The sequence below is a fragment of the Actinomycetospora straminea genome (genome assembly GCF_028737255.1).
GTDB lineage: Bacteria > Actinomycetota > Actinomycetes > Mycobacteriales > Pseudonocardiaceae > Actinomycetospora > Actinomycetospora straminea.
Genome location: NZ_JAQZAN010000001.1, coordinates 315,676 through 341,802, shown reverse-complemented (window position 1 = coordinate 341,802; position 26,127 = coordinate 315,676). Strand labels below are relative to the sequence as shown.

The 26,127-nt window shown below is 75.2% G+C and carries 20 protein-coding genes and 1 tRNA gene; 9 read left to right on the top strand and 12 right to left on the bottom strand.

The genetic code is table 11. The features are described from left to right. Positions 1 to 4: 4 nt before the first annotated feature. Positions 5 to 1,492, bottom strand: coding sequence for a bifunctional UDP-N-acetylglucosamine diphosphorylase/glucosamine-1-phosphate N-acetyltransferase GlmU (glmU, locus tag PH190_RS01630; protein WP_274229763.1), 1,488 nt, complete (start codon positions 1,490 to 1,492; stop codon positions 5 to 7). A gap of 135 nt (positions 1,493 to 1,627) precedes the next feature. Next, positions 1,628 to 3,361 (bottom strand): GGDEF domain-containing protein, encoded by a 1,734-nt coding sequence (locus PH190_RS01625; RefSeq protein WP_274229762.1) that lies wholly within the window; start codon positions 3,359 to 3,361, stop codon positions 1,628 to 1,630. A 179-nt stretch (positions 3,362 to 3,540) separates the two neighbouring features. Here PH190_RS01625 and PH190_RS01620 point away from each other — a divergent pair, with 179 nt between their 5' ends. Further along, a complete protein-coding gene (locus PH190_RS01620) occupies positions 3,541 to 3,792 on the top strand; it encodes a hypothetical protein (protein WP_274229761.1) in 252 nt (83 codons plus the stop codon). Between the two features lie 18 nt (positions 3,793 to 3,810). Here the strand turns inward: PH190_RS01620 and PH190_RS01615 are convergent, their stop codons facing one another. From PH190_RS01615 to PH190_RS01600, 4 genes are all read right to left on the bottom strand, one after another. Beyond that, the gene (locus PH190_RS01615; RefSeq protein WP_274229760.1) at positions 3,811 to 5,244 is read right to left on the bottom strand and encodes an MFS transporter; all 1,434 of its coding nucleotides are present in this window, start codon (positions 5,242 to 5,244) and stop codon (positions 3,811 to 3,813) included. A 55-nt stretch (positions 5,245 to 5,299) separates the two neighbouring features. Further along, on the bottom strand, positions 5,300 to 6,535 hold the full coding sequence (locus PH190_RS01610; RefSeq protein WP_274229759.1) for a carboxylate--amine ligase: 1,236 nt from the start codon (positions 6,533 to 6,535) through the stop codon (positions 5,300 to 5,302). 55 nt (positions 6,536 to 6,590) lie between these two features. After that, positions 6,591 to 6,661: transfer RNA gene (locus tag PH190_RS01605), tRNA-Gln, on the bottom strand. A 67-nt stretch (positions 6,662 to 6,728) separates the two neighbouring features. Beyond that, positions 6,729 to 7,688, bottom strand: a complete 960-nt coding sequence (locus tag PH190_RS01600) for a heparin lyase I family protein (protein ID WP_274229758.1) — start codon at positions 7,686 to 7,688, stop codon at positions 6,729 to 6,731. Between the two features lie 454 nt (positions 7,689 to 8,142). Here PH190_RS01600 and PH190_RS01595 point away from each other — a divergent pair, with 454 nt between their 5' ends. Genes PH190_RS01595 through PH190_RS01575 form a run of 5 tightly spaced genes read left to right on the top strand, consistent with a single transcriptional unit; the run spans position 8,143 to position 13,586 of the window. After that, positions 8,143 to 9,732 (top strand): sugar transferase, encoded by a 1,590-nt coding sequence (locus PH190_RS01595; protein ID WP_274229757.1) that lies wholly within the window; start codon positions 8,143 to 8,145, stop codon positions 9,730 to 9,732. A 10-nt stretch (positions 9,733 to 9,742) separates the two neighbouring features. Continuing rightward, positions 9,743 to 10,999 carry a class I SAM-dependent methyltransferase gene (locus PH190_RS01590; RefSeq protein WP_274229756.1) on the top strand — a complete coding sequence of 419 codons (1,257 nt, stop codon included), beginning with the start codon at positions 9,743 to 9,745 and terminating at the stop codon, positions 10,997 to 10,999. After that, positions 10,996 to 11,850, top strand: a complete 855-nt coding sequence (locus tag PH190_RS01585) for a glycosyltransferase family protein (protein ID WP_274229755.1) — start codon at positions 10,996 to 10,998, stop codon at positions 11,848 to 11,850. The genes PH190_RS01590 and PH190_RS01585 overlap by 4 nt, the downstream gene beginning before the upstream one ends. Then, positions 11,850 to 12,506 (top strand): PIG-L deacetylase family protein, encoded by a 657-nt coding sequence (locus tag PH190_RS01580; RefSeq protein ID WP_274229754.1) that lies wholly within the window; start codon positions 11,850 to 11,852, stop codon positions 12,504 to 12,506. The genes PH190_RS01585 and PH190_RS01580 overlap by 1 nt, the downstream gene beginning before the upstream one ends. Positions 12,507 to 12,551: 45 nt before the next feature. Beyond that, positions 12,552 to 13,586, top strand: a complete 1,035-nt coding sequence (locus PH190_RS01575) for an NAD-dependent epimerase/dehydratase family protein (RefSeq protein WP_274229753.1) — start codon at positions 12,552 to 12,554, stop codon at positions 13,584 to 13,586. Here PH190_RS01575 and PH190_RS01570 read toward each other — a convergent pair whose 3' ends face one another. After that, complete coding sequence (locus PH190_RS01570; RefSeq protein WP_274229752.1) at positions 13,587 to 14,849, bottom strand: glycosyltransferase family 4 protein; 1,263 nt, start codon at positions 14,847 to 14,849, stop codon at positions 13,587 to 13,589. A 207-nt stretch (positions 14,850 to 15,056) separates the two neighbouring features. Continuing rightward, positions 15,057 to 15,620 (bottom strand): dTDP-4-dehydrorhamnose 3,5-epimerase family protein, encoded by a 564-nt coding sequence (locus PH190_RS01565; RefSeq protein WP_274229751.1) that lies wholly within the window; start codon positions 15,618 to 15,620, stop codon positions 15,057 to 15,059. A 62-nt stretch (positions 15,621 to 15,682) separates the two neighbouring features. Between PH190_RS01565 and PH190_RS01560 the strand changes: the two genes are divergently transcribed. Beyond that, on the top strand, positions 15,683 to 16,882 hold the full coding sequence (locus PH190_RS01560; protein WP_274229750.1) for a class I SAM-dependent methyltransferase: 1,200 nt from the start codon (positions 15,683 to 15,685) through the stop codon (positions 16,880 to 16,882). 132 nt (positions 16,883 to 17,014) lie between these two features. Further along, positions 17,015 to 17,986 carry a hypothetical protein gene (locus PH190_RS01555; protein WP_274229749.1) on the top strand — a complete coding sequence of 324 codons (972 nt, stop codon included), beginning with the start codon at positions 17,015 to 17,017 and terminating at the stop codon, positions 17,984 to 17,986. A 125-nt stretch (positions 17,987 to 18,111) separates the two neighbouring features. On the opposite strand, the gene PH190_RS01550 is transcribed toward PH190_RS01555, so the two are convergent. From PH190_RS01550 to PH190_RS01535, 4 genes are all read right to left on the bottom strand, one after another. Next, the gene (locus PH190_RS01550) at positions 18,112 to 19,155 is read right to left on the bottom strand and encodes a glycosyltransferase family 2 protein (protein WP_274229748.1); all 1,044 of its coding nucleotides are present in this window, start codon (positions 19,153 to 19,155) and stop codon (positions 18,112 to 18,114) included. Positions 19,156 to 19,192: 37 nt separating this feature from the next. After that, the gene (locus PH190_RS01545; protein WP_274229747.1) at positions 19,193 to 20,284 is read right to left on the bottom strand and encodes a glycosyltransferase family 2 protein; all 1,092 of its coding nucleotides are present in this window, start codon (positions 20,282 to 20,284) and stop codon (positions 19,193 to 19,195) included. Between the two features lie 136 nt (positions 20,285 to 20,420). Further along, entirely contained in the window at positions 20,421 to 22,724 is a 2,304-nt protein-coding gene (locus PH190_RS01540; protein ID WP_274229746.1) for an oligosaccharide flippase family protein, read from the bottom strand. Positions 22,725 to 22,781: 57 nt separating this feature from the next. Further along, positions 22,782 to 25,013 carry a heparinase II/III family protein gene (locus tag PH190_RS01535; RefSeq protein WP_274229745.1) on the bottom strand — a complete coding sequence of 744 codons (2,232 nt, stop codon included), beginning with the start codon at positions 25,011 to 25,013 and terminating at the stop codon, positions 22,782 to 22,784. Positions 25,014 to 25,306: 293 nt separating this feature from the next. Here PH190_RS01535 and PH190_RS01530 point away from each other — a divergent pair, with 293 nt between their 5' ends. Then, entirely contained in the window at positions 25,307 to 26,119 is an 813-nt protein-coding gene (locus PH190_RS01530) for a polysaccharide lyase family 20 protein (RefSeq protein ID WP_274229744.1), read from the top strand. Positions 26,120 to 26,127: the final 8 nt, after the last annotated feature.

Genomic DNA, 26,127 nt, shown 5'->3' with positions numbered 1-26,127 from the left:
ACGGTCACGGGTCCTCCTGCATGGTCTGCTCCTCGGCGTCCGCCGCCTTCTGCGCGGCCTCGGCCGCCTGGGCCGCCGCCGTCCCGGGCCGCTTGCGCGCCACCCAGCCCTCGACGTTGCGCTGCGGGCCCGAGGACACGGCGAGCGCCCCGGGCGGGACGTCCTCGCGCACCACGGTGCCCGCCCCGGTGTAGGCGCCGTCCCCGACCGACACCGGCGCGACGAACGTGTTGTCCGAGCCGGTGCGGACGTGCGACCCCACGACCGTACGGTGCTTGGTGACGCCGTCGTAGTTGACGAACACCGACGACGCCCCGATGTTGCTGCCCTCGCCGATCTCCGCGTCGCCGACGTAGGTCAGGTGCGGGACCTTGCTGCCCTCGCCGATGTGGGCGTTCTTCACCTCGACGAACGTGCCGATCTTGCCGCGGGCGTCGAGCTCCACGCCGGGGCGCAGGTAGGCGAACGGCCCGACGGACGTCTCGGGGCCGACGCGCGACGACGACCCGTGCGTGCGCACCACCGTGGCCCGCGCCCCCACGACCACGTCGGTGAGGGTGGTGTCCGGGCCGATCGCGGCCCCCTCGGCGACGGTCGTCGACCCGTGCAGCTGGGTGCCGGGGTGCAGCGTGACGTCGCGCTCGAGGCGGACCCCGACGTCGACCCAGGTCGAGCGCGGGTCGACCACCGTGACGCCCGCGCGCATCCAGCGCTCCAGCAGGCGGCGGTTGAGCTCGGCGCCGAGGTCGGCCATCTGGACCCGGTCGTTGACGCCCGCGACCAGCCACGGGTCGGCGGTCTCGACGGCGCCGACCCCGCGCCCCTCGCCGGCGGCGATCTCCACGACGTCGGTGAGGTAGAGCTCGCCCTGGGAGTTGTGGGTGGTCAGCCGGCTCAGCGCCTCGCGCAGGAACGCGAGGTCGAAGGCGTAGACCCCGGAGTTGACCTCGTTGATGGCGAGCTGGTCGAGCGTGGCGTCGCGGTGCTCGACGATCGCGGTGACCTGGTTGGCGTCGTCGCGCACCACCCGGCCGTAGCCGCGGGGGTCGTCGAGCTCGGCGGTCAGCAGCGTCACCGCGTAGCCGCCGTCGGCGTGCTCGGCGACCAGCGCGCGCAGGGTCGCGGCGTCGAGCAGCGGGACGTCGCCGTACGAGACCAGCACGGTGCCGGTGAGGTCGGCGGGCAGCCGCGCGACGCCGCAGGACACGGCGTGGCCGGTGCCCCGGCGGCGGTCCTGCACGGCGGTGAGGACCTCGCGGTCGAGCTCGGCGGCGAGCCCGAGGGTGTGGGTGCCGACCTGCTCGCGCTCGTGCCCGACGACGACCACCAGGTGCTCCGGCGTCGCGCCCGCGGCCGCGTGCACGGCGTGGCCCAGCAGGCTGCGCCCGCCCACGGGGTGGAGCACCTTCGGCGTCGCGGAGTGCATCCGGGTGCCCTCACCGGCGGCGAGGACGACGACGGCGGTCGGGCTCGCGGTCGGGCTCGGCGGCATCGGTGGCGTGACTCCCACTCGGGTGGCGGGTCGGCCCCGGGTCCGGGGCTCGTCGGGGCCGATCCTACGACCGGGGCCCGGGCGCCCCGTCGGGGCGTGCGGCGGGACGGGTACGAGCGGGGCTACGGGCGGCGCTCACGGGCGGGCCCCGGCGCCGGTCGCGTCGTGGGTGCGCACGGCGTCGCCGCCCGCGCGCTTGGCCGCGTACATCGCGGCGTCGGCGCGGGCGAGGACGTCGGCGGGACCCTCGCCGTCCCGGGCCGCGACCACGCCGATCGACAGCGTCACCGGCCCGGTCACCGCGCCCGCGGCCGGCAGCGCCGCCACCGCCGCCCGGGCCCGGCCCAGCGCGGCGGCCGCGTCGCCCACCGCGGTGTCCGGCAGCACGACGACGAACTCGTCGCCGCCGTAGCGGGCCACCAGGTCCGGGGCGCGCAGCGACGAGCGCAGGGCCGTCGCCACCCCGCGCAGCACCTCGTCGCCGCGGGCGTGGGACGCCGTGTCGTTGATCTGCTTGAAGCGGTCGACGTCGACCATGGCCACCGCGACCCCGAGCGGCGTCCCGTCGCCGCCGCGCCGCCCCAGCACCTCCTCGAGGTGCCGGTCCAGCGCGCGGCGGTTGGGCAGGCCGGTCAGCGGGTCGGCCAGGGCGAGGGCGGTGACCTGGCCGTGCTCGCGACGCAGCCGGTCGTGGGCCAGGCCCGTGCGCAGCGACAGCGCCCGCGCCCGGTGCAGGGCCCAGAGCTCGGCCTCGAGGTCGGCGACGTAGTCGCCCAGCGCCGCCTCGGCCGACCGGCGCCCCCGCCCGTCGACGGCGACGCGGGTGCGCAGCCGCGCCAGCTCCCGGGTCACCGACAGCATGAGGCTCGCCTCGCCCCGCGGCGGCCGCGCCCGGCGGGCCGCGAGCACCGCGACCGCGGCCTCGTCCTCGCCCGCGCGCTCCAGGGCGCGCGAGCGGGCGAGCTCGACGAGCAGCCGGTCGTGCTGGGAGGGGACCGGGTCCCCGCGGCCGAGCTTCGCGGCGTCGCGGCGGGCGCGGCCCCGCTCGGCGTCGGTGGCGGCGGGCCCGCGGGCCGGGTCGGCGAGCACCGCGGCCGCGCCGAGCAGGGGCTGCTGCTCGGGCGTCGTCGGACGCAGGCCGGCGGCGACGGTCGCCGCGACCGCGAGGCGGTCACCGCCCGGACGCCCGGCGCGCTCGAGGCGCAGGCCCCACGAGACGCCGAGGCGCACGCGGTCGTAGCCGCACGGGGAGGTGCCCTCGCGGTCGGTCGTCACGGGTCCCCAGGCCTGGTCGACGAGCGTGCCCGCGAGGTCGTGCAGGCCGAGCGAGACCAGCGTGCCCGCGGCGAGGCGGCGGGCGCAGCGAACGTTGTGGCGGTGCTCGGCGGCGGTCGGGGCGTGGTCGACGAGGACCGGCTCCTCGAGGTGCGCGAGGCCCGTCGCCACCGCCGTGAGCGCCGCGTCCTCGTCGTCGACGAGCAGGGCGCGCCGGGCCCGCAGCATCTGCGCGTCGGCGCCGAACAGCGACAGCCCGTGCTCGGCGACCAGGGCGAGGAGCTCGTCGAGCTGCTCGTCGAGGGCCGCCGGCGGGACGGGAGGCGAGCCCGGTGCGGCGGCCAGCAGCACCCGGGCGACGAGGCTCTGGCGCAGCAGGAGCGCGCGCGTGCCCGGCGCGCAGCTCCGTGCGGCGGGGGCCTCGAGCACGGCGTCGAGCTCGTTCGTGCTGCCGACGGGGTCCGGGGAGGGGACGAGGCCGGCCGTCCGGACCGCGGCGGCCGTCCGCTCGAGCAGGGCGGCGCGGGCCTCCGCGTGGGCGTCGTGCGTCAGCGGGAGCACCTGCGTGCGTGCTCGACCGTGGTCCGCGGGCATGACCCACCTCCGGCGCCGGACCGTTCCCTCCCGCGGGGAGCCGGTGCGGACGATCGAGCGGTTGGCGCGGCCACGGGGTTGACGGAGCGCCGATCGTCGGGCTCCCAGTCTGCCCCGTCCCGGGGAGCCCCCCGGACCCACCCCGGGTCCGGCCCGTGCCTCGGGCATCCTGTCCCGCCATGGCGCGCTCGACGACGGGCACGACTCCCGTGCTGACCCCCGCCCTCGCGGGGCCCCGGACCCTCCCCGACCGGCGCTCCCGCCTCGTGCGGCCCGACGCCCGCGGCCGCGTGGCGATGGCCGTCGTGCTCGGCGTCGCCCTGGCCGTGGACGCGTGGGCCGACGTCCTCGCCGACCCGGGTCCCGACCCGCGCGCGTTCGACCCCCGCGAGCGGCCCACCGACGTGCTGCCGCGGGCCTCGCAGCGCTGAGGGCTCGCCGGCGCGACGTCAGCGCGCCGCGGCGATCTCGCGTGCCTCCTCGTCCGACTCCGCCGCGGGGTCCGAACCAGGCAGCGGCCGGCTGCCCGGTTCGCGCAGGTACCGCACCGCGACGAGGCCGACCACGGCCGCGAGCATGAGGTAGACCGCCGGCATGACCAGCACCCCGGTCAGCGCGATCAGCCCTTCGACGATCACCGACGTGGTGCCGCCGAACACCGAGACCGCGATGTTGAAGGTGATCGCGAGCGACCCGTAGCGCACGCCGGTGCTGAACAGCGAGGGCAGCGTCGAGGGCATCGTCGCGTTGAAGCACACCATCGTCAGGCCCAGCAGGAGCAGGCCCCCGAGGACGCCGGTGATGGACCCGGTGCGCATCAGCAGGAACGCCGGGAGGGCCAGCACCACGAGCATGATGCACCCGGTGAGGATGATCGGCCTGCGGCCCACCCGGTCGCCGAGCCGGCCGAGGACGGGCACGACGGCCAGGAGCACGAGGAACAGGACGATCTGCAGGACGTGCGAGGTCGTCGTCGTGAGTGTCGGGGCGCCGTACTGCCCGAGCGTCTCGGTGAGGTAGGTGGGCACGACGGTGGTCAGCGTGTAGTTGGTGACGTTGAAGACGATCACCAGGCCGCCGCAGACGAGCACCGGGCGCCAGCCGTAGCGGGCCGCGGCGCGGAAGAACTCGCGGAACGACTGCTTGCTCTGCTCCTCCGACGACGAGGACAGCTGGCTGAACGCCGGGGTCTCCTCGAGCCGGTAGCGCAGGTAGAGCCCGATCATGCCCATCGGCAGGGCGATGAGGAACGGGATGCGCCAGCCCCAGCTCAGCAGCTCGGGGGAGTTCTCGCCGAGGACGGTCTGGAGCACGGTGACGACGGCGGCGCCGAGCAGGTAGCCGGTGATCGTGCCGAACTCCAGGAAGCTGGCCAGGAAGCCGCGGCGCCGGTCGGGCGCGTACTCGGCGACGAACGTCATCGCGCCGGCGTACTCACCGCCGGTGGAGAACCCCTGCAGCAGGCGGCACACGAGCAGCAGGAGCGGCGCCGCCAGGCCGATGGAGGCGTAGGTGGGCAGCACGCCGATCCCGAAGGTGGCGATCGCCATGAGGAGCATGGTCGTCGCGAGCGTCTTCGTGCGGCCGATGCGGTCGGCCAGCGGCCCGAAGAACAGCCCGCCGAAGGGCCGCGCCACGAACGACGCGGCGAACAGCGCGGCGGTGATGACCGGGCCGCCGGCGGTGCCGGGCGGCAGGAAGACGATCTGGATGGTCGTCTCCAGGTACGCGTAGACCCCGAAGTCGTACCACTCGGTGACGTTCCCGATCCCCGACGCCGTGACCGCGCGCCGCACCAGTCCCGGGGGCGTCACCGTGACGCCGTCGACGGTGTGCGGGCCGTGCTGGTCGTTCCCGGCGCCGGCCTCGTCCGTGCTCGCCATGCGGGCGGGGCTACCCGACCGGGCAGCTCCACCAACGCTCCGGCGGGAGGACCTCTCAGCGCACCCCGGCGCCCGCCCGCGCGGGCGCGGGGTCCGGACCGAGGCGCTGGCGCGTGCGCGCCACGAACGGCCCGGGGTCGCGGGCGTCGAACGTCGCGAACACCCGCGACGACAGGTACGGCTTCGTGCCGCCGAGCCACGGGAGCCGGCCGCCGCGCCAGCGCCCGAGCAGGATCGACGGGTCCTTGAACTCGTTGACCCAGTGCACGCCCTCGCGCCAGGGCATCGCGACGGGCAGCTCGCCGTGGACGAGGTGGCGGTAGGTCAGGAGCGGGAAGTCGATGCCGCAGCGCGGCGCGAGCCGGCCGGACATGTTCGGCCGCCCGTTGACCTCCATGAGCTTGTAGCGCCCGTCGCGCTCGTCCTGCTTGAACTCGACGTTGGCAAAGCCCTCGACGCCCATCGCGGCGAGGATCGCGCGACCCGGCTCGACGACCTCGGGGACGCGGCCGCTGACGACCGCGCACGGGTAGCCGAACTCGGGCGGGGACAGGCGCAGCTTGCGGGAGGTCATGTCGACGCGGACCTCGCCGTCGACGACGTAGGCGTTGTAGTTGACGCCGCCGGTCTCCGGGCCCGGGATGAGCTCCTGGACCATGGTGACGATGCCCAGCGCGTGCGCCTCGCCCCACGCGGCGCGCAGCTCGCCGGTGGTGTGGACGCGCTTCATCTTGACGCCGAAGGCGCGGTTGTAGCGGTAGCTCTCGGCGGGCTTGACCAGGCACGGGAAGCGCAGGCGGTCGACGAGCGCCTCGAGCTCGTCGGGCGAGCCCGGCGACACCGTGCGCGGCGCCTCGACCCCGACGCGGTCGGCGATCTCGCTGGTGATGCGCTTGTCGAGGAAGCGCTGGGCGACGACGTCGTCCGCGCACGCCACGATGTGGCGGGCGGCGAGCAGGTCACGGTGGGCGGCGACCGCCTCGAGACCCTCGTCGGTGGTCGGCACGATGACGCCCGGACCGTGGGTGTCGGCGAGCCGCAGGAGCGCCTCGACGTGATCGGTGGTCCGGTCGGCGGGGTCGGGGACGGTGACGCAGGCGGTGGTGTACCGGGAGTGCCGGGTCGACTCGCGCGGCGAGGTGACCACGGACACCACCGGCACCCCCGCGCGGCCCAGGGACCCGACCACGGCCAGCCCGGCCTCGTACCCGCCGAGGACGTAGGCGGGGACGGCGCCGGGGACACTGCCGGGGACGGCGGACGCCGCATCCCCGGTCTGGTGCGTGCTCATGGCGGGGAAGAGTAGAGACGGCCCACGACCACGTCCGAGCGACCCGGGTGCACTGCTCCGCCGCCTGGATTCGAACCAGGATCATCGGAACCAAAATCCGAGGTGTTGCCCTTACACCACGGCGGACCGTCACCGCACAGGCGACGGTGACCATGGTGACACGCGGGTGCGTCACCGGGCCTCGCGGCCGCGGTCAGCGCCGGGCGAAGCGCCGGCCCAGGGAGAACACGGCGCCGAGGACGACGAGCACGAGGAGCCCGCCGGCCACCCAGGTCAGGGTGTCGCTCGTCGACGACGACGAGGACGTGGGCGACGCGGTGGTCCCGTCCTCGACGGGCGCCGCGGTGGACGACGTCGCGGGGGAGCGGACCGACTCGATGGTCGGCCCGACCCGCAGGTCCTCCAGCCAGAGACGACCCTCCTCGTCGATCGAGTCGTCGCGGTACAGGCCGACCTTCAGGTAGTTGCCCTCGTCGAGCATCGTGCCGCCCTCGGGGCGGTAGGCGCGCATGACGTGGTCGCTGCCCCGCCAGACGTCGACCGCGCCGCGGCTCGGGTCCTGGGAGAACAGCACGCGCATGGTGACGTCGACCTGGTCGCCCGGGCGGATCGGCCCGAGGTCCTGCAGGTCCTCGCCCTCGGCCGCGAGCATGAGGCGGTTGCCGCGCACCTCCAGCGCGATGGGCGGCGACCCGGAGCTGCCCAGGTGGTGCCACTGCAGCAGGACCTGCCAGGTGTTGACGTCGGTGGGGAAGTCGTCGGCCAGGCGGGCGACGTAGGAGTAGTACTGGACCTGCCCCTCGCGCTGCTGGGGGATCTTGGGCTCCAGCTCGGTGCGCTCGTCGCCGCCGCCGAGGGTGAACTGCAGCGCCTGGCGCGAGGGCGCGTCGGGCGACGCCACCTGCTGGGGCGTGCCGTCCTGCTCGTTGTAGTCGGAGCGGCCGAACGCCGAGAGCAGGTCGCCGCCCTCCGGCAGCGCCCACAGCGGCCCGGCCCCCGGGGTCGGCGTGCTCGCGGGCTGGGACGCCGCGGCCACGGCGGGGAGCCCCAGGGCGGGCGCGAGCGCCAGCGCGACCAGCAGCGCGATCGCGGCGCGCCGGACGCGGGGCGCCGTGCGCGGGGTCCGCGACGAGGCGGCATCGGGACGCGACAAGGGGGCTCCTCGGTGCGAAGCGCCGGTCGGCGCGTACGGAAGCGTGGCTCGTTCCAGGAACGACGGTACCGATCGAGAGATGCGGAGGCGTGAAGTGGCGGACACGATCGACGCTCGGCAGCCGCGGGCGTCGCTGCGGGGGCGGACGGCGCACCGCCGGCGCGGGGTGCCGCCCGCTCCGTGGTGACCGACGGTGCCCGTCGGGCACGTTGCCGGCTTCTGCGATCATCCGCTCGGACGTGTCATGCGGTCGCGCCCCACGTGACCGTGTGACCGCGGTGTCGTTGATCGAGGCGTTCGGGATGGGCGGCGCTTCCCGCGTCGCGGATTCGGGGATGTCGGCGAGCAACCTCACGCGGACCTGCGCGTCCAACGTCGAGGAATGGGCTGTCGAGAAACCTGTGAGGTGCCGCGGATGGACCGTCCCATCCGTGCGACCGATGACGGGGGCGACGTGACGAACGGACGAGTCAAGATCTCCGAGCAGGTCGGGCTGGCGCCCGGTCCCGCGCCGGTCGGCGCGGACGCGCCCGCCCCGGCCGAGCCCGAGGTCTTCGTCGAGCCGGCGCCGACCGCGCCCGGTTTCGTCCGCATCTGGGAGGACGAGGGCCCCGGCCAGCCGGGCAGCGTCGCGACCGCCACGAGCTGGCAGCGCAAGTTCGCGCTCGCGGTGGCCGCCTCCGACCTCGCCACCCTCGCCGTCTGCATCCTGCTGGGCGCGCTCATCGGCTTCGGTGACGGCACGGGCTCGCAGGCCTCCGACCCCTGGAACCTGGCGGCCGGCGCGGCGATCCTCGTGCCGCTCGCGCTCGTCGCCTGCCGCGCCTGGGACCCCCGCACCCTCGGCCAGGGCGCCGAGGAGTGGAGCCGCCTGATCCGCGCCTTCGTCTCCGCGGCGATCGTGCTCGGCCTCGGCGGCCTCGCGGTCGAGCGCCTGGGCGTGCGCCCGTGGGTGTTCGGCGTGCTGCCGGTCGCGGGCCTCGCCGCCATGGCCGGCCGCTACCTGCTGCGCCGCTGGCTCCACCAGGCCCGCAAGCGCGGCCGCGGGATGCTGCCGGTGCTCGCCGTCGGCACCGAGCAGGCCCTGCGCGACCTCATCGAGCGCACCCGCCGCGTGCCCCACATGGGCTGGGTCGTCGTCGCGGCCTGCACGCCGACCGGTCTCGGCGAGGAGGGCCAGGGCCACGTGGCCGGCGTCCCGGTCATCGGTGACCTCGACGACCTGTCGACCAGCGTGGGCAGCGGGCGCTACGGCGTCGTCGCCGTCGCCCCGACGCCCGGCTGGAGCCCGAAGCGTCTGCAGCGCCTCGCGTGGGACCTCGAGGGCACCGGCTCCGAGCTGGTCGTCGACCCGGGCCTCATGGAGGTCGCCGGGCCGCGCCTGCACGTCGCACCCGTCGACGGCCTGCCGCTGCTGCGCCTGACCGAGCCGCGCCTCTCGGGCGTGCCGCGGGTCTTCAAGCTCATGTTCGACCGGGTCACCACCGCGGCGATCCTCCTGGTCCTGCTCCCGGTCTTCGCCGTCATCGCGTTCGTGGTCAAGCTCGACGGCGGCCCGGTGTTCTACCGCCAGACCCGCGTCGGGCAGCGCGGCAAGACCTTCAAGATGATCAAGTTCCGGTCGATGGTGCCGGACGCGGACAAGATGCGCGACGCGCTGCTGGCCGGCACGAACGACGGCTCCGGGCCGCTGTTCAAGCTGCGCCGGGACCCGCGCGTCACCCGCATCGGGCAGCTGCTGCGCCGCTACTCGCTCGACGAGCTCCCGCAGCTGCTCAACGTCCTCGGTGGCTCGATGTCGCTGGTCGGGCCGCGCCCGCCGCTGCCCGGGGAGATCGAGTCGTACACCGACGCGGCGAAGCGCAAGTTCCTCGTGCGCCCCGGGATGACCGGGCTCTGGCAGGTCAGCGGACGCTCCGACCTGTCCTGGGAGGAGTCGGTCCGGCTGGACCTGCGCTACGTGGAGAACTGGTCGCCGGCGATGGACCTGGTGATCATGTGGAAGACGGTCTCCGCGGTGTTCCGCGGCGACGGCGCCTACTGAGACGGAAGCCTTGGACAAGATCATCTGCCGGCTCTGCGGATCCGCCGACCTGGGAAGCTTCGTCGACCTCGGGGCCACCCCGCCCTGCGAGCTCTTCCTCACCGAGGACGCGCTCGAGGCGCCCGAGCCGACGTTCCCGCTCCACCCCCGGGTCTGCCGGTCGTGCCTGCTCGTGCAGCTCCCGCCCGTCATCGACCCCGACGAGACGTTCACCGAGTACGCGTACTTCTCGTCGTTCTCGACGTCGTGGGTCGAGCACGCGCGCCGCTTCGTCACCGCCGCCACGCAGCGGGCCGGGCTGACGCGCGACTCGCTGGTGGTCGAGGCGGCGAGCAACGACGGCTACCTGCTCCAGCACGTCGTCGCCGACGGCATGCGCGCCGTGGGCGTGGAGCCCAGCGCCAACGTCGGCCAGGCCGCCCGGGACAAGGGCGTGCCGACGATCACGGCGTTCCTCTCCCCGGAGACGGGGGCGGCGGTGCGCTCCGAGCACGGCCCGGCCGCGCTCGTCGTCGCGAACAACGTCTACGCGCACATCCCCGACGTCGTGGGCTTCACCCGCGGCCTGCGGGCGATGGTGGCCGACGACGGCTGGGTGTCGATCGAGGTCCAGCACCTGCTGACCCTCATGCGGTACCGGCAGTTCGACACGATCTACCACGAGCACTTCCAGTACTACACGCTCGCGACCGCGCAGAAGGCGCTGCGCTCGGGCGGGCTCGAGCTCGTCGACGTCGAGCTGCTGCCGACCCACGGCGGGTCGATCCGGTGCTGGGCGCGACCCACCGAGCTCGGTCAGGGGCCCTCGCAGGCCGTGGCCGACGTGCTCGCCGAGGAGGCCGCGGCCGGGCTCGACACGGTCGAGGGCCACGCCGGCTTCGCCGGGGAGGTCTCGCGCATCCGCAACGACCTCGTGCGGTTCCTCATCGACGCCGCGGACGCCGGGAAGTCGGTCGTCGGCTACGGCGCGCCGGGCAAGGGCAACACGCTGCTGAACTACTGCGGCATCCGGCCCGACCTGCTCGCGTACACCGTCGACCGCAACCCCTACAAGCACGGCCGGTACACGCCGGGCACGCGCATCCCGATCCACGCCCCGGAGCGGATCGACGCCGACCGCCCCGACCACGTGCTCGTCCTGCCCTGGAACCTGCGCGAGGAGATCACCGCCCAGCTGGCCCACGTGGCGGACTGGGGCGGGTCGCTCGTCTTCCCGATCCCCTCGCTGCAGGTGGTGGAACCCGGATCTGGGAGGCTGCTCTCGTGAAGGTCGTGCTGTTCTGCGGCGGTTTCGGCATGCGCATGCGCGACGGGGACTCCGACGTCCCCAAGCCGATGCAGAAGGTCGGACCGCGTCCGTTGCTGTGGCACGTGATGCGCTACTACGCCCACTTCGGGCACACGGAGTTCGTCCTGTGCCTGGGGTACGGCGCCGAGCACATCAAGAACTACTTCCTGTCGTACCGCGAGACGGAGTCGAACGACTTCGTCCTGCGCGACGGCGAGGTGGAGCTGCTCGGCTCCGACATCGGCACCTGGACGATCCACTTCGTCAACACCGGGCTGGAGTCGCCGATCGGCGAGCGGCTGCGCCGGGTCCGCCACCTCGTCGAGGACGACGAGATGTTCCTCGCGAACTACGCCGACGTGCTCACCGACGCGCCGCTCGACCGCATGGTGGAGCGGTTCACGTCGAGCGACGCCGTCGCGTCCCTGCTGGCCGTGGCGCCGCAGGAGGTGTTCCACACGGTCGACGTGGACGGGGCCGACCGGGTCACCGGCATCGCGCGGGCCACCGACATGGGTGTGCGCGTCAACGGTGGCTACTTCGTCCTGCGGCCCGAGGTGCTCGACCACATCCCCGAGGGCGGCGACCTCGTCGGCGACGCGTGCGTGACGCTGGCGAAGGAGGGCCGTCTGCTGGCCCACCGGTACGACGGCTTCTGGCAGCCCGCGGACACGCTCAAGGAGCGCAACGCCCTGGAGGCCGCGTACCGCGCCGGCACGCGGCCGTGGATGGTCTGGGAACGGCCCGGTCGGGAGCGGACGCCGCTGGAGATGCTGGTCGAGGCCGAGCTCTCCCGCGACGGCGCGCTCTCGTCGCCGCCCGGGTCCTGATGCGGGCCCTGCGCCCGGAGACCGTCGACGAGCTCGTCCTGCTCGCCGCCCACTGCGACGACATCCCGATCGGCGCGGGCGGCACGGTGCTCACGCTGTGCCGTGCTCGCCCCGGGCTCCGGGTGCGCGTGCTCGTCCTCGCCGGCGGCGGCACGCCCCGCGAGGACGAGGAGCGTGCCGCGCTGGCGGCGTTCTGCCCGGGCGCGGACCTCGCCGTCACCGTCCTCGACATGCCCGACGGCCGGCTCCCGACGCACTGGGAGTGGGCGAAGGAGCAGCTCGAGGCGTTCCGCCGGACCTGCGAGCCCGACCTCGTGCTCGTCGGGCACCGCGGTGACGACCACCAGGACCACCGCGAGCTCGCGAAGCTCGTGCCCACCGTGTTCCGTGACCACCTGGCGCTCGGCTACGAGATCCTCAAGGCCGAGCCGGACCTCGCGCAGCCGCCGCTGCTCATGCCCCTCGAGGCCGACGTCGTCGCGGAGAAGGTCCGCCTGCTGCACGGGCACTACCCGTCCCAGGTGGCCCGGGCCTGGTTCGACGAGGAGACGTTCCGGGGCCTCGCGCGCGTGCGCGGGGTGCAGGCGGGCGTGCGCTACGCGGAGGGGTTCCACCTGACGCGGGCGCTGCTCGGGGCACCCGTACCGTCAGCCTGAAGCACCGCCACCACGTCGGACAGCCACACGAAGGGGGGACCGCTGATGCGCGTCCTGCTCACCGGCCACCAGGGCTACCTCGGGACCCTCATGGCGCCCCAGCTCACCGAGGCGGGGCACGAGGTCACCGGCCTCGACTCCGGCCTGTTCGCCGACTGCGTCCTCGGTGAGCTGCCCGCCCCCGAGCCGCCGGCGCTGGCGGTCGACCTGCGCGACGTCACGGTCGAGCAGCTCGCTGGCTTCGACGCCGTCGTGCACCTCGCGGCGCTGTCGAACGACCCGCTCGGCGCGCTGGCCCCGCAGCACACCTACGACATCAACCACCACGCCTCCACCCGCCTGGCGCGCCTGGCGAAGGAGGCCGGGGTCGGCCGCTTCGTCTACGCCTCCACCTGCTCGGTGTACGGCGCGTCGGGCACCGAGGACGTGCTCGACGAGGAGGCGCCGATGAAGCCGGTGACCCCCTACGCGGAGTCGAAGGTGCGCGTCGAGGCCGACCTCGTCGACATGGCCGACGACGACTTCGTGCCGGTGTCCATGCGCAACGCCACCGCGTTCGGGTTCTCGCCGCGGCTGCGCGCCGACATCGTGCTCAACAACCTCGTCGGCCACGCGCTGCTGTCGAACCGCATCCTCGTCATGAGCGACGGCACCCCCTGGCGCCCGCTCGCGCACGCCCGGGACATCGGCGCGGCCGTCGTCGCGGCGCTCGCGGCGCCCGCCGAGACGGTGCGCGCGCAGGCGTTCAACGTGGGCTCGACGGAGAACAACGTGCAGGTCCGCGACATCGCCGACGCGGTCAAGGTCGCGGTGCCCGAGGCCGAGCTGATCATCACCGGCGAGACCGGCGGCGACCCCCGCTCGTACCGGGTCGACTTCACCAAGATCGGCAAGTTCCTGCCCGAGTTCCGTCCCGCCTGGTCGGTGGCCGACGGCGCCGAGGAGCTGATCCGGGAGTACCGCGCCCGCGGGCTGACCCAGGAGGCGTTCGACCGGCGCTTCACCCGCCTCGCCGTCCTCCAGGACCGCCAGGCGGCAGGCTCCCTGGACGAGAGCCTGCGCCCGCGCGCCGGCGGCTGATCAGTCGAGGACGAGCCGCCGCTGCCCCGCCGTGGTCGGCCACCCGGCCCGCCGCGGCGCGGGCGGGACGCCCGGTCCCAGCACGACCATCCGGCGCCACACCCGGCCGACCGCCTCCCAGCGGTAGTGCTCCTGCACGAGGGCGTGCGCGGCACCCCGCAGCTGCTCGCGGCGCAGGTCGTCGTCGAGCAACGCGAGGACCGTCGCGGCGAAGTCCTCGCCGTCCTGCGCGCACGCGAGGTGCTGGCCGTCCCGCGCCTGCGGGAGCGCCTCGACGCCCAGCGGCGTGGACACCACGGCGAGGCCGAGCCCGAAGGCCTCGAGGACCTTGTTCTTCAGCCCGCTGCCGCTGCACATCGGGTTGATCATGATCGGGTACTCGGTGACGGTGGCCGCGAGGTCCTCGACGTAGCCCGTGAGGCGGACACCCGGCTCCCGCGCGGCGAGCTCGGTCAGCCACGGCGGCGCGTCGGCGCCGATGACGCAGAGCTCGACGCCGTGGTCGCGCAGGCGCGGGAGGTAGACCCGGTCGACGAAGAAGCGCAGCGCGTCGCGGTTGGGGCCGAAGCCCAGGTTGCCCCAGAACACCACCCCGCGGCGCGTGCCGCCCGCGGGCAGCGGGCGGACGTAGGTCTCGTCCAGGCCGTTGGGGACGGTGACGACGGTGCCGGCGGGATGCCGGCCCTCGACGGCGCGGGAGTCCGCATCGCTGATCGTCGCGACGAGGTCGAAGCCGTCGACCAGCTTGGTCTCCGTGCGCCGCTTGCGGGCGACGTCCAGGCACTCCTTGACGTGCTGGAGCGGGGAGGCGCTCGTGCGGGCCCGGTCCGCGGTCAGGGCGGTGCTGTCGCACACGTCGAGCAGGACGCGGGGGCGCTGGGGGAGGTCCAGGTCCGCCGCGAGCTCGGCGATCTCGCCGCCGAACACCACGACGTGGGTGATCTCGCGCTCGGCGATGACCTCGAGGAGGCGGGCGCGCGCCGCGGCGAAGGCCTGCGGGCGGCTCAGCTGGAGGAAGCGCTCGTTGGAGAGCCGGAAGTGCCGGCGCGGGTGGGCGGGCTCGGCGCGCAGCGGCGCCAGCTCCTCGACCGAGTCGAACACGCCGTCGAGCGGCAGGCCGGGGCGCGCCTCGCCGGGCCGCAGGAACGGCGCCACCACCAGGTGGACCTCACCGGGGAGGTGCGCGCAGAGGTTCGCGACCCGCAGGTCGTAGCCGCTCTGGCGGGACTCGATGTGCCGCTTGGTCAGGGCCAGGAATCGCATCGCACCTCATCGTTTCGCGGGGTCGCTCGACCACCCCGATGTCGCGTGTCGACGGCCGTCCCGCGGCGGTGCGGGCGGCCCGTGCGGAGCCGGAGTGGGGCCTCCTGAACCGACCAACGGGTCCTCGGGGCGCCGTGTTGAGGGCTGATCACGGGAAGCACACGATCGAGTACTTCCCGGCATTCCGGGCATGACCCGGCGGGGAGCTCAGCTGAGAGGACGATCACCCTCGAGCGTCGCGACCAGGTCACGCCAGGTGCCGGCCGTGCGGTCCCGCTCCGAGATCGCCGTCACGGGCACGGGCCAGGAGATCGCCAGATCGGGGTCGTCGTGGGCCACGGCGAGGTCCTCGCCGGGGGCGTGCGGCCGGTCGATCCGGTAGCAGACGTCCGCGGTGTCGGTGAGGGCCTGGAAGCCGTGCAGGAGACCCGGCGGCACGTACAGGTGGTGGTGGTCGGCGTCGTCGAGGCGGAACGTCGCCACCGTGCCGAACGTCGGCGACCCGGGTCGCGCGTCGACGAGGACGTCCTGGACGGCGCCGTGCGCGACGCGGACGAGCTTCGCCTCGCCGCGTCCGCGGCGTCCGTGCATCCCCCGGATCGTGCCGAGGCGGGAGCGGGACTGGCTGTCCTGGGCCTCCGGCCCCAGGTCGACGCCGTGGGCGGCACCGATCGCCACGTCGAAGGTGCGGGTGAAGAAGCCCCGGTCGTCCCGATGGGGTGTCGGGACGAAGACCAGGACGCCGTCGATCGTGCTCGTGCGGACCTCCACGGACCGGCACCATGCCACCCCCGGTCGGGTGTCCCCGCACACCCCCGGAGTAGAAGGGGCGCGTGGATGCCGCGTCGCCGTCCGAGGTCCGTGTTCCCGGGGACGATCCCCGCGCCCTGCCGGTCCGGTGCCGGTGGTGCGGCGGGGAGCAGGGCACCGTCGTGCTCGACCTCGGGGACCAGCCGGCCGCCGACCACTTCCCGCCGGTCGAGGACCCGGGCCCGGACCCGGTCCACCCGCTGCGGATGTGGCAGTGCGCGGTCTGCGGCCTCGCCCAGCTCGCCGAGGACCCGACGACGCCCGAGGAGCCGCGCGGTGCCGAGCCCGCGGCCATGATCGCCCAGGCCGAGGACGCGGTGGCCCGCGTCCTGGCGGCGGGCCTGCTGCCCGCGGGCGGGGGCACCGTGGCGGAGTTCGGCAGCCCGCACGGCGGCTCCTGGCTCGACCTGCTCGCCGCGGCCGGGCTCACCGAGGCGACGCCCGGGTCGCCCGCCGACGTCGTGGTCGACTGCTTCGGCCTCATGCACGCCGCGGACCAGGCGGCGGGGCTCGCGGAACGGGTCGCGGCCGTGGCCGACGACGGCGTCCTGCTCCTGCAGTTCCACACGCTCGCGGCGATCATCGCCGACGGGGGCTGGAACGCCCTGCGGCACGGCCACTTCGCCTACTACTCGGTCCCCGTGCTCCAGGGGATGCTCGAGGCCGTCGGCTTCGAGGTCGTCCACGCGTTCCTCTTCGACCTCTACGGCGGCACCGTGCTGCTCGCCGCCCGGCGGCGCGGCCGTCCCGGGCCGGCCGACCCCGTCTCGGTGCGCAGCATGCTCGAGCGCGAGCAGGCCGCCGGGGTGACCGACCCCGCGGTCGTCGCCCGCCTCGAGGAGGCCACGCGGGCCAGCGCCGATGCGCTGCGCGAGCGGCTGGTGGAGCTGCGCGCGCAGGGGCGCTCGGTGCTCGGGTACGCCGCGGCCTCCCGCGCGGTCCCGCTGCTCAACCGCGCCGGCGTCGGCCCCGATCTCCTGCCCGCGGTCGCCGACGGCTCGCCCGGCAAGCAGGGGCGCCGCTTCCCCGGCGTGCCGGTGCCCATCACCGCCGTGGACGAGATCGACCGGCGGCGGCCCGACGAGGTCGTCCTGTTCGTCACCGACCTCCTCGACGAGGTCCGCGGGCGGTTGCCCGGGGTGGAGGAGCACGGCGGCCGCTGGGTGGTCGTCGACCCGGCGGTGCGGGTCGTCCCGCCGCGGACGGGGCCCTCCCCGACCTGACGTGACCGTCCGCCCCGCGGTCACACCGCACGATGGGTGACTTCCGCCGTCCTGCGCCGAATGGTCTCCTCGCTGCGCCGAACGGGACCATCGTGCGGCGAGCGGCCGGACGAGCGGTGAGGAGTGGGGCGGATGCGGGTGCGTCGCCGGGGGAGCGTCGCGGGCGGACGGACGATCGCGGGGACGGTGGCGACGCTCCTGGCGGTCCTGGCCGTGCTCGGGGGTGGCGTGCTGTCCGGCCCGGCGGCGGTGGCCGACGAGACCACCGAGACCGCCGAGACCACCGAGACCACCGACGGGCGGGCCGCTCGCGACGTCCACGCCCGTCCGTTCGCGTGGGACTCGCCGTGGAACCTGCCGCTGGCGCGCGCGGCGGCCCTCGAGCGGTTCGACACCCGGGCGCAGCGGGTCTACCTCGACATCGAGGACATCAGCGTCGACCCGCGGTTCCCGGTGCGCGACCTCGACGCCGACGGCCGGTCCGTGCGCGTCCACGTCGACCCGGACCTCACCGCGGACGGGTCGTGGAACCACTGCTCGACCTTCCTGGTCGACGCGCCCGACCGGCGCACCGTGGTGCAGGGGCAGCCCCTGCGGCTCTCCCGCGGCGGCGAGCCGTCCTACGCGTACGCGTGGGACCCGCTGTCGCTGACCGGCCCGGGCCTGCTCGGCTGCCACGGGGGCTCGAACCTGTCCGGCATCGGCGGCACGGTGCGCGTGGGGGAGATGTCGTCGCCGGAGCCGTTGCGGCACGCCCTGAAGATCAGCCTGAACTGCGAGCTCTCGTGCAGCCGCGCCGACGGCGGCTTCCGGTGGCCGGCCTCGAAGGCCGACCGCGGCTTCGAGGACGTCTACCGCGGGTCGAACCCCCACGTGAGGATGGGGTCGCTCATGGCGCTGCCGCCGTCGGTCGACCCGGAGCGGTTCCGGCGCCCCGACGTCCGCAAGATCGCGGTGGCGCTGCGCGACTACGGGGCCTACGTCGTCGACAAGACCGGCGGGCCGAGCACCAACTCGCTGTCGGTGCAGGCCGGGGCCGAGGACGAGCTGCCGGGGTGCGCTCAGACGAGATGGTCCGGCTCTTCCGCTCGTTGTCGGTGGTGACGAACAGCGGGCCCACCACGCCCGGCGGCGGCCCGCTCGGGACGCCCCGCCGCGCGGCCTGCGCCGGGCCGTTCGCCGACGGCACCGGGGGGTCGCCGCCCGGCTGCTGAGCAGCGGCGCGCGGATCAGCGGTCGTGGCGCGCGACCGACCGGGTGAGGCCGCGCAGGCGCGACGCCACGGCCTGCTTGAGCGCCCACGCCCGGACCACGAGCGGGGCGGGGATGCGGGTCGCGGCCGCCGCGGCCAGGCTGCGCGGGCGCACCTGCTGGGCGAGGGCGTCCGCCGCCTCCGCCCGGGCGCCGGCGCTGTCGCCGCGGAGCAACGCGGACCGGGCGCGGCCGAGGGCCTCGTGGTAGCGCAGGCGGCGCAGGCGCCGCGCGAGGGCCTCGTGGACCGCCGGGTCGGTCGAGCCCTCCGCGCCCTCGACCCACGCCCGGACCTGCAGGGCCTGGTAGGTGCTCAGGGAGTCGGGGTTGCGGGACAGCGACTCGGCGCGCCACAGGTAGCGGCCGAGCTTGTCCGGGATGACGCGGACGTCGGCCCCCTGGCGCAGCAGGCGGATCCAGAGGGCCGCGTCGGCCATCCCGGCGTCCTTGCGGTAGCCGCCGGCGGCGAGCCAGGCCTCGCGGCGGACCGCCGACGAGTAGTAGAGGGTCGCCTCGTCGATGAACTCGGCCAGCGTGACCGAGTGCTCGAAGCGCGGGCGGCGCGGCGCCCCGGCGAAGGCGAACCAGGACGGGCTGCGGGGCCGTCCGGTCGCGTCGTCGACGACGACGGCATCGCAGCCCAGGACGTCGACCTCGGGGTGGGCGTCGAGGATCCCGGCCACGCGCTCGACGTACTCGGGGGCGACCTGGTCGTCGCTGTGCAGCACGGCGACGTAGCGCCCGGTCGCCGCGGTCGCCGCGGCCGAGACGCCGCCCTCGACCCCGTCGTTCTCCTGACGCAGCAGGACGATGCGGGGGTCGTCGTGGGCGAGCACGATGTCGCGGATCGCGTCGGACATGCCGTTGTCGACGACGACCAGCTGCCAGTCCGGCCGGGTCTGGGCGAGGACCGAGGCGATGGTGCCGGGGAGGTAGGCCTCGGTCCGGTAGGCCGAGCACAGGAAGGACACGGCGGGCTCGCCCGCCGCCGGCTCCTCCCGCACGGCGACGGGGTTGCTCATGGGTGTGCGTCCTCCGGGCGCCGCTCGCGGGTGGTGGTCACGTCTGCGGTGATCCGCCCGGCGACGCCGCGGCGGATTCCTGCTCGGCGGGCCGCGCCCGGCCGCGCAGGACGGCGACGGCCCTCTTCCCGGACGTCGTGACGCGCTGCTTGAGCGGCCAGATGCCCGCGGCCGCGTGCGGCGCGACCCGGACCACGGCCGCGACGCCGAGGCTGCGCGGACGCGTCCGCATCTGGAGGGCCTCGTCGGCGCGGTGGCGGGCCTTCTCGGCGTCCCCGGTGAGCAGGGCGTTGCGGGCGTCGCGCAGGGCCTCGTAGTAGCGCAGGCGCCGGATGCGGCGGGCGAGCGCCTCGTGGACCGCCGGGTCGTCGGACCCGGACGCCCCGTCGACGTAGGCCTGCTCCTGGAACCGTTGGAAGGCCGCGATCGACTCCGGGTTCCGGGACAGCGAGTCGTCCCGGATCATGTAGACGCCGAGCTGGTCGGGGATCGACCGGACGTCGGCGCCCGAGCGGATGATGCGCAGCCACATCGGCAGGTCGCCGAGCCCGTCGATCCCGCCGACGCGGTCCCAGATCTCCCGGCGCACCACCGCCGTGTAGTAGATGACCCGGCCGTCGATCAGCTCGGCGAGCGTGAGCCGGTCGGAGAACCGGACCTTCGCTCGCATCCCGTGCTGCTGGTGGAACGAGCGGCGCCGGTAGGCGTTGGTGCGCTCGTCGAGCACCAGCGCGTCGCACGTCACCGCGTCGACCTCGGGGTGGGCCTCGAGCAGCCCGGCCATGCGCTCGACGAACTCGGGCATGATCCGGTCGTCGCTGTTGAGCTGGGCGAAGTTCCGTCCCGTCGCGGCGGCGACGGCGGCCTGGACCCCGCCGGCGAAGCCGGCGTTCTCCTGGCGCACGAGGACGACCCGCGGGTCGTCCGCGGCGGCGACGATGTCGCGGATCGCGTCGGACATCCCGTTGTCGACGACGACGAGCTCCCAGTCCTTCCGCGTCTGGGCGAGGACCGAGGCGATGGTGCCCGGCAGGTAGCGCTCGGTCTTGTAGGCCGGGCACAGGAACGACACCACGGGCCGGTCGCTCGTCCGATCACCGTGGACGGGCGCGTCCCCCGTCGTGGACATGCCGCTCCACCCCCCTGCGGTCATGGTCGTGACGTCGTGTGCGGCGCTCGCGCGGCCCTCCACCGGCGGCACTGTACAACCACCCTTTCGGGGGCCCACCGGTCGTCCCTCCCGGTGCGGACCCCGCGCCAGCACGTCAGCGTCGTGGCCGCGACGGGCGGTGCTGCGTCATCGGCACGAGGCGGCGGCCGCCGGACGACCCTCCGTCGGCGGGCGGGTCGTCGGGGTGCTCGTCGCCGCCCCGCCCGTCGGTGCCCTGCCCGGTGGTCGGGTGCCCGTTGGTGCCCTGCCCGGTGGTCCCGTGGCCGTTGCTGCCGTGGCCGTTGCTGCCGTGGCCGTTGCTGCCGTGGCCGTCGGTGCCCTGGGCGTTGTCGCCGTCGCCGCTGTGGCCGGTGCTCGCGGTGCTCCCGGGGCCGGCGGCGGTGCCGGGTCGCAGCGCCTCGGTGGGCGCGGACCCGACGGGCGGGAGGACCGTGGTCCGCGCGTCGATCGCGGGCGGCGGCACCGAGGGCCGGGGTGCGGGGCCGGGCGGCGGCAGGGGCGGTGCCGGTGGCACCGATCGCTGCGGGGCCCGGGACTCCCGCATCGCGACGAGGCGCTCGGTCTCCGGGTGTGCCCACAGCGCGAGGATCACCGTCGGGGCGTCGAGCAGGTCGTCCTCGCCCCGGCGGGCGCGGCTGCCGTCGGGGTCCTGCGGGTCCTCGGGGGTCACGGCGGCGTCGCCGGCGGCCTCCCCGCCTCCGCCGGACCGGCGCCGACGGAACTTCGCGAGGAGGTCGACGAGCTCGCGGACCGTCGCCGGCGCGGTGAACGACAGCACCAGCAGGTAGAGCCCGAGGAACACGAGGAAGTCGAGGGCCAGGAACAGCAGGCCGACCGGCACGGAGCGGGTCGCCGAGTGCAGGACCCCGTGCTCGAGGACCGCCACGGCCGCGCCGGCCACCACCGAGCTCACGAGCGGCGGCACCATGACGCGCCCGAGCTCGCCCCAGCCGACGCCGACCAGCGGCCGCGCCAGGGTGAGGGTGACGAACCCGGCGACGAGGCCCTCGAGCGACACGGCGAGGCCCACGCCCAGGAGGCCCAGGCCGAGCCAGATGAACAGGAACAGCCCGCCGATGCCGAGGACGAGCGACGTGATCGTCACCCGGTGCAGGAGCCGGCTCTGCCCCGCGCCCTTGATCGACTCGCCGCTGACCGCGTTGAGGGCCGTGCCCGGGCCGAAGCCCGCCATGGCGGCGACGAAGAGGCCGGCGGGCGCCCACTCGGGGCCGAGGAGCACCACGATGGCGGGGCCGCCGACGGCGGCGAGGAGCACGCCCAGCGGCAGCGTCGCCGTCCAGAGCAGCCGCAGTGCCCGCAGGAAGCCGCGACGGAAGCGGGCCGCGTCGCCGGCGATGCGGGAGAAGGCGGGGAAGAGGACGTACGAGGCGATCTGGATGATCGCCTGCCCGGGCAGGATGCCGATCCGCTTGCCGTAGCGGAACTGGCCGGCGGGGTCGGCGCCGAGGAGCCGGCCGACGATGGCCGGCTGGGCGCTCTCGCGCAGGTTCTGGGAGACGCCCTGGACGATGAGCGGGAACGAGAACCGGGCCATCTCGCGCCAGATGCGGTAGCGCGGACGGCCCTTGCCCGGGCGCCAGCCCGCGAGGGCCCAGCAGGCGATCAGCGTCGCGATCTGCGAGGCGTAGAGGGCCGCCACCAGCCCCCAGACGCCGTAGCCCAGCGAGGCGCCGACGATGGCGACGACGGCGAACGACCCCGACGTCAGGGGGTCGACGATGAGCTTGCGCTTGAAGTTGAACCGCCGCTGCATCAGCCCCTCGGGCACGTTGAGCAGCGCGTGCACCAGCAGGGTGCCGCAGGTGGCCGCCGCGATGAGGCCGACCATCTGGTCCTCGAAGAACATCCCGAGCAGCGGCGCCGACGCCAGGGCGACCGTGGCCATGACGACACCGGTCAGCACGCTGGCCCAGAAGGCGGTGTTCGCGGCGTCCTCGATGTCCTCGCCGCGCTGGATGAGCGCGGCCTTCATGCCGCCGCCGGCCATGGTGACCAGGTAGTTCGAGAACATCGTCCCGAGCGTGAAGACACCGATCTCCGCCGGGCTCATCAGCCGGGCGACCACGATGGTCTGCGAGAGCGCGATGACCTGGGTGACGAACAGCATCGCCGCCGAGATCGTCGCCCCGCGCCGCAGGGTCTTGCCGAGCCCCGCGAGCGACGGGTTGTGCTCGGCGTCGGCGACCTTCGGCGCGGGCTCCGGGTCCGACGCGTTGCCCGGACCGGCCACCGGCTCCTCGCTGACGAGCCGCATCGTGCCGTCGGGGTCGAGCGCGCCGTCGCCGGCCCGACCCTCGTCCGGGCGCCCGGGACGCCCCGGGTCCTGGCGGCCCGGGTCGGCGTCGGACGGTCCGCGACCGTCGGGTGGTGGGGTCATCGCTCCGTGGGGCAGGGGGCGGCGGGCGCGCGGTCCCGTCGGAGTCCGCGACCCATCCTAGTACCGAGCCCGGGCGGCACCCGGGTCGATGACCGTCTCGCGCGCACCGCTGCGGGTGTCCCAGCCCACCCGGATCCCGCCCGCGTCCACGGTCACCCGCGGGGCCGGGGACGCGGGGTCGGCGCCGGTGCGGAGCACCGTGGCGACCACGGTCGGGGCCGCCGCGTCGACGGCCACCTCGGTGCCCACGAGCCAGCACGGGCGCCGGGCCTCGAGCCGCTCCGACCACCAGCCGAGCTCGCCGGCGTCGGCGTCCCCGCCCCGCAGGCGCCACGGGGCGGTCGCGGTGCTCGCGCCGGTGGCGACGGCGAGCACCGGGGTGCCGGCGTGCCGGACGACGACGGTGCCGGCGGTGTCGTCCGGGGTGTCGTCCGGGGCGTCGTCCGGGGCGTCGGGCACGAGGTCGGGGTGCAGCGGCCAGGTGGTGCGGGCCCGGTGGGAGGCCTCGCCGGAGGTCGTGAGGACGTCGACGACCAGCACGGCGTCCTCCCCGGGCGGCGCCTCCACGACCCGGCGGTGCGTGACCGGGCCGTCGAGCCGCCGGTAGCCGTCGTGCTCGGCGTCGACGCGGCCGGCGGCGAGGTCCACGTCGTGGACGTGCGTCGTCGCGTGCTCGGTCCACAGGAACGGCCCGCCGCTCACCGACTGGTCGACGTCGTCGACGGCGACCGTGGCGTGGTCGCGGGTGCTGCGGTGGGCGTCGCGCCAGTCGGGGTGGACGAAGTAGCTGCCCGTGCCGGGGTCGCCGATCAGCTCGCGGCCGTCGACGGCCAGCCCGACCGCCAGCGCGTCCGCGTGCCCGTGCGCGGCGATCGACAGGTAGCCCAGCGGGCCCACGTCGACGAGGACGCGCCGGGTGCCGTCGCGCACGACGACGACCCCGCCGTCGGGGGCGTACGCCGAGTGCGGCGCCCAGGGGGCGTCGGTGCCCTCGGTGCCTGCGGCGACCTCGCCGCCCTCGCCGTCCCCGCCCAGGCGTGCGGCCACCCAGGCGGCGGTGAGGTCCTCGCGGCCGCAGCGCCGGGCAGCGGGCTCGCCGGTGAGGACGGCCGCGAGCGCCAGGTGCTCGCGGACCTCCCGGACCGGCGCCGGGGCCAGGCGCAGCGCGAAGCCCTCGTCGTCGTCGCCGGTGCGGGGGGCGGGGTCGCCGTCGCCGACGAGGTCCGCGAGGTGCCCCGCCGAGCGTCCGACGGCGGCGAGCAGCGCGGCGTCGTCGGGGGTCGGGGTGTGGCCCGGACGCAGGCGCCGCAACAGGGCGACGACACCGAGGAGCTCGGCGGTGAAGACCTGGTAGCCGACGGCCTGCTCGGCGCCGACGCCGTCGGGGAGGATCTGGCGCCGGGCCTCGACGGCGAGCGCCGCCAGGGCGTCGCGCTCCCACCGGCGGGCGCGGGCGAGCTCGGGGAACGTCGTCGCGACCGCGGCGAGGCCGGCGAGCTCGCCGACGAGGTGGTTGTTCGCCGAGCTGTGCCGCGAGCGGTCGCGCCAGCAGCGCCGGGCCCCGGCGGCGAGCATCCGCACCGCGTCGCGGTAGCGGTCGGCGTCGAGGTCCGGGTGGTCGGCGAGGCCCCGCAGCGCCACGGTGACCGACAGGGCCCGGATGCCGACCTCGAAGGCGCCACGCCAGGCGATGCCGCGCCCGGGCGGGTTCGCCGCGATCCAGGAGTCGAGCTGCTCGAGCGCCTCGCGGCCGTAGCGGTCCTCGCCGGTGACCAGCCACGCCTGCGCGAGCCAGGGCAGGTGCTGCAGGCGGTTGAGCTCCCAGATCCACTTCGGGTCGCCGTGCCCGCTGCGGTGGTTGATCTCGTCGGCCGGGCGGTCGGGCCAGCGGAACCCGGCGAGCGGGTCGAGCCACCAGTCGATCGGGCCGTCGTAGCGCGCCTCGGGGTGGGCGAAGTAGGTGAAGCGGTGCTCGAGCACCCGGTCGGCCGCCGCGACGAGGGCCGCGGTCGCCTCGGGGTGCTCCGCGGCCACCCGCTGGGCGGTCGCCCGGTCGAGGAGCACGGGGCGTCCGGTGCCGGCCCGGAAGTCCTCGAGCAGCGCCGCCCAGTCGACCGCGTCGGTGCCCAGCAGCTTGGCGTCGGTGGGCTCGGCGTCGCCGGTGACGCGCCGCGCGACGGAGCCGCCGACGGTGGCCGCGCGGTGGGCCACCTCCTGCGGACTCATGGAGCGGAGCCGCCGCGCGTACCAGGTCAGGGCGGAGCGGGTCGGCGCTCCGGGGCGGGCCATGAGCCGACTGTACGGGGGCCTCCGAGCGCCTCCCGCCCTGCCCGGGATCGCCCTGATGGAGCAGTGAGGATGACACCACATGCGTCACATCAGTCTCATCAGTCCGTGGAGTTGTCACCTGTCACGACCAGTGGTCGAATTCCTGCGACAAACGGTCGAGCGGTTCAGGTGCTCAGCGGCACGCGGTCGGCCCGGTTCGACGAACGGCGGGAGCAGGGGTCGGGATGCAGACGAACGGTCGTGGGGGGACGCGAGGTGCCCGGCGGGCATCGCGGCGGGCGGTGGTCGGCGCGGTGCTCGGCGCAGGGCTCGCCCTCGGCAGCGGGCTCGGCGGGGCCACCCCGGCCGCGGAGGCCCGGACGGGCGGGGCGGCCGCGGAGGTCGCCGTCGACCGGGCCGCGGTGCGGGCCGCACCGGCGCGCGTGCCCGTCGGCAGCCGCGAGCTCTTCGTCGGCGACTTCGAGACCGGCGACTTCTCGCAGTGGGGGCAGTGCCAGGCCAAGAACCTCAACAAGCGCTGCCGCACCATCGGCGCCGGCAACGAGCAGATGCGGATCGTCCCGGCCCCGGACGCGCGCCAGGGGCAGTACGCGGCGCGGTTCAACATCCGCCCCGGCGACGTCCCCCCGTTCGGCGGGGGCGAGCGGTCCGAGGTCCAGTCCAACGCCGCCGGTGCGCTCGTCCACGAGGGCGATGAGCGGTTCTACGAGTGGTCGATGAAGTTCCCCGAGGACTTCCCGAACCCGCGCGGGGTGTGGTTCATCGTCCTGCAGTGGCACAGCTCGTCGGGCTCGCCGCCGCTGGCGATCAACGTCGAGCGCAACGGCGACATCATCATCGGCGGGGACGGGCTCAAGGGCGAGCCCCGGCGCACGCTGGGCAAGGTCCGGCGCGGCGAGTGGGTGGACTACGTCCTGCACGTCAAGTTCTCGCGGAGCCGGAGCACCGGGTTCATCGAGGGCTGGGAGAACGGGGTCCAGACCGTGCCGCGGTACAACCGTGCCGCGATGAAGGACGACGAGAACTACCTCAAGCAGGGCGTCTACCGCGACGACGGCCCGGCGACCTGGGTGATGCAGGACGGCCTGCGGGTCACCGCGCCCTGACCGGCGGG

Excerpts from the sequence above, each read along its gene's own strand:
- PH190_RS01610 (WP_274229759.1), bottom strand. The coding sequence starts at position 6,535 with ATGAGCACGCACCAGACCGGGGATGCGGCGTCCGCCGTCCCCGGCAGT.
- PH190_RS01575 (WP_274229753.1), top strand. The coding sequence starts at position 12,552 with ATGCGCGTCCTGCTCACCGGCCACCAGGGCTACCTCGGGACCCTCATG.
- PH190_RS01540 (WP_274229746.1), bottom strand. The coding sequence starts at position 22,724 with ATGACCCCACCACCCGACGGTCGCGGACCGTCCGACGCCGACCCGGGC.
- PH190_RS01545 (WP_274229747.1), bottom strand. The coding sequence starts at position 20,284 with ATGTCCACGACGGGGGACGCGCCCGTCCACGGTGATCGGACGAGCGAC.
- PH190_RS01625 (WP_274229762.1), bottom strand. The coding sequence starts at position 3,361 with ATGCCCGCGGACCACGGTCGAGCACGCACGCAGGTGCTCCCGCTGACG.
- PH190_RS01555 (WP_274229749.1), top strand. The coding sequence starts at position 17,015 with ATGCGGGTGCGTCGCCGGGGGAGCGTCGCGGGCGGACGGACGATCGCG.
- PH190_RS01550 (WP_274229748.1), bottom strand. The coding sequence starts at position 19,155 with ATGAGCAACCCCGTCGCCGTGCGGGAGGAGCCGGCGGCGGGCGAGCCC.
- PH190_RS01615 (WP_274229760.1), bottom strand. The coding sequence starts at position 5,244 with ATGGCGAGCACGGACGAGGCCGGCGCCGGGAACGACCAGCACGGCCCG.
- PH190_RS01620 (WP_274229761.1), top strand. The coding sequence starts at position 3,541 with ATGGCGCGCTCGACGACGGGCACGACTCCCGTGCTGACCCCCGCCCTC.
- glmU (WP_274229763.1), bottom strand. The coding sequence starts at position 1,492 with ATGCCGCCGAGCCCGACCGCGAGCCCGACCGCCGTCGTCGTCCTCGCC.
- PH190_RS01570 (WP_274229752.1), bottom strand. The coding sequence starts at position 14,849 with ATGCGATTCCTGGCCCTGACCAAGCGGCACATCGAGTCCCGCCAGAGC.
- PH190_RS01580 (WP_274229754.1), top strand. The coding sequence starts at position 11,850 with ATGCGGGCCCTGCGCCCGGAGACCGTCGACGAGCTCGTCCTGCTCGCC.
- PH190_RS01535 (WP_274229745.1), bottom strand. The coding sequence starts at position 25,013 with ATGGCCCGCCCCGGAGCGCCGACCCGCTCCGCCCTGACCTGGTACGCG.